The organism is Azospirillum sp. B21 (assembly GCF_008364825.1).
Taxonomy (GTDB): Bacteria; Pseudomonadota; Alphaproteobacteria; order Azospirillales; family Azospirillaceae; genus Azospirillum.
On the sequence record NZ_VTTO01000048.1, the window covers coordinates 1 to 2,699 of the forward strand.

The window sequence follows — 2,699 nt, forward strand, 5'->3', positions numbered from 1 at the left end:
ACCTCGGACGAGGCCACCTGGCCGTCGCCGTTGGCGTCGACCACCTGGTACAGGCCGGAGTTCGTGCCGTTGTTGGCCAGAACCAGCGTGCTTGCACCAGCCGACGAGTTCGTCAGCGTTCCCAGAGCCGTACGGAAGTTGGCGAGGTTGGCATCCGTCAGGCTGCCGCTGACCGCCGAGGACAGGCTGACCAGTTCGTCGGCCATGCTCACCCCGTTGGTCGCCGCGGTCGCCGTGCCCAGCGCCTGGTCGCCATTCCGATCCGCCGTGGTCCGGGCGGCATCCGTCAGCTGCACCTTGTCGGTGCCGCTCTGGAAGTTCGACACCGAGATGAAGCCGGTGTTCGCGCCCAGCGCAGCGATGTCGCTGAAGGACGAGTACACGACCGTATCGGTGCCGCTGCCCGACGCCAGGCTGATGCTGTCGCCCGTGCCGCCCTGGAAGCGGATCGACCCGCTGGTCACCGTGATCGCATCGGTGCCGAGGCCGCCGACCAGGGTCTCGATGCCGCTGACCGACATGGTCACGCCGGTGTTGCCGGTGGTGATCACGTCGTTGCCGGCACCGCCGACCAGGGTCTCGATGCCGCGCAGCAGCACCGTCGAACCGCCGTCGCCGAGGCTGACCACATCCGTGGCCGCACCGCCGACGATGATCTCGATCCCGCTCTCGGCACGCATGGTCACGCCGGTGTCGCCCAGGATCACCAGGTCGCTGCCCGCACCGCCGGTCATGGTGTCGATGCCGCGGGTGATGACGGTGTTACCCGACGCACCCAGGGTCACGACGTCCGAACCGGTGCCGCCGACCAGGAACTCGACGCCCGACGCCAGCATCGTCACGCCCGCCGAGGCGGTGAAGACGATGTCGGTGGCAGCGCCGCCGGTCAGGGTGTCGATGCCCGACACGGTGATCGTGTTCGGCGTGTCGCCGAGCGTGACCACGTCGATGCCGGTCGCGCCGATCAGGGTCTCGACCGCACGGGTCAGCAGGGTGCTGCCCGAAGTGGCGAGGCTGACGACGTCGGTGGCGGCGCCACCGATCAGCAGCTCGATGCCCGTACCCAGCGCCATGGTGACGCCGGTGTCGCCCAGGAACACCCAGTCGGTGCCCGCACCGCCCGACAGCGTGTCGATGCCGCGGGTGATGACGGTGTTGCCGGTGTCACCCAGGAACACGAGGTCGGTGCCCGTGCCGCCGACCAGGAACTCCACGCCCGAGGCGGTCATCGTCACGCCGGCGGAGCCGGTGAAGACGATGTCGGTGTTCGCACCGCCGGTCAGGGTGTCGATGCCGGTCACCGTGACCGTGTTCGGCGTGTCGCCGAGCGTGATCACGTCCGTGCCCGTCGAGCCGACGAGGGTCTCGATCGCACGGATCAGCAGGGTCGCGCCCGCGGTGCTGATGCTCAGCACGTCGGTGGCGGCGCCGCCGACCAGGATCTCGATGTTCAGGCCGAGCGTCATCGTGTTGCCGGTGTCACCCAGGAACACGAGGTCGGTGCCCGCACCGCCGATCAGCGTCTCGATGCCGCGGATGGTGGTGGTGTTGCCGGTCGAACCCAGGGTCAGGACGTCGGTGCCGGCAGCGCTGACCACGTAGTCCGCACCCGAGACGGTCAGGGTCGCACCCGCCGAACCGGTGAGGATGACTTCCAGGCCCGTGCCGCCGATCAGCGTGTCGATGCCGAGCGCCAGCAGCGTGCCACCGGCGGTGCCGATGGTGACGACGTCGATGCCGGTATCGCCGATCAGGGTCTCGACGCCCGACACCACCATGGTGTTGCCGGCCGTGCCCAGGGTGACGATGTCCGAAGCCGAACCGCCGGTCAGCGTCTCGATCCCGCTGACGAGCAGCGAGTTCGCGGTGTTGCCCAGCGTGACGACGTCGGTGCCGGTCTGACCGGTCAGCGTCTCGATGCCGCGCAGCAGCACCGTGTTGCCGGCCGTGCCCAGGGTGACCACGTCGGTGCCGGTGCCGCCGATCAGGATGTCGATCGCCGAAACCAGGGCCGTCGTGCCGCCCGAACCCAGGAAGATCAGCTCGGAGCCCGTGCCGCCGGCGATCGTCTCCAGCGCATTGGCCAGCAGGGTCGAACCCGCCGTGCCGATGGTGATGACGTCGGTGCCCGTGCCGCCCGTGACCGTCTCCAGAGCCGAAACCAGCAGCGTGCCGCCGGTCGTGGCAATGTTGATCACGTCGGTGCCGGCGCCGCCGGACAGAACCTCCAGCGCCGAGACCAGCATGGTGGTGCCGGTGTCGCCGATGGTGATGACGTCCGTGCCGGTGTTGCCGGTCAGGGTCTCCAGGCCGCGCAGGATGACCGTGTTACCGGCCGTGCCCAGCGTGACGACGTCGGTGGTGGTGCCGCCGACCAGGATCTCCAGGCCCGAGGCCAGGACGGTGTTGCCCGAGGAACCCAGGAACACGAGGTCGGAACCCGTGCCGCCGAGGATCGTCTCGATGGAGTTGGCGACCAGCGAGTTGCCGGCGGTGCCCAGGGTGATGACGTCGGTGGCCGCGCCGCCGGTGACCGTCTCGACAGCCGAAACCACCAGGCTGGTGCCCGCCGTGCTCAGCAGGGTGAGGACGTCGGTGGCCGCGCCGCCAACCACGGCGTCGATCAGCGAGATCGCCATCGTGCTGCCGGCCGAGCCGAGGGTGACGACGTCGTTGCCGGCCGTACCGGTCAGCGTCTC

1 protein-coding gene is annotated in these 2,699 nt (G+C 69.5%); it reads right to left on the reverse strand.

Annotated features, from left to right (window positions below):
- Positions 1 to 2,699 (reverse strand): calcium-binding protein (locus tag FZ983_RS33820; protein WP_149229090.1); only part of this gene is annotated, 2,699 nt, incomplete at both ends.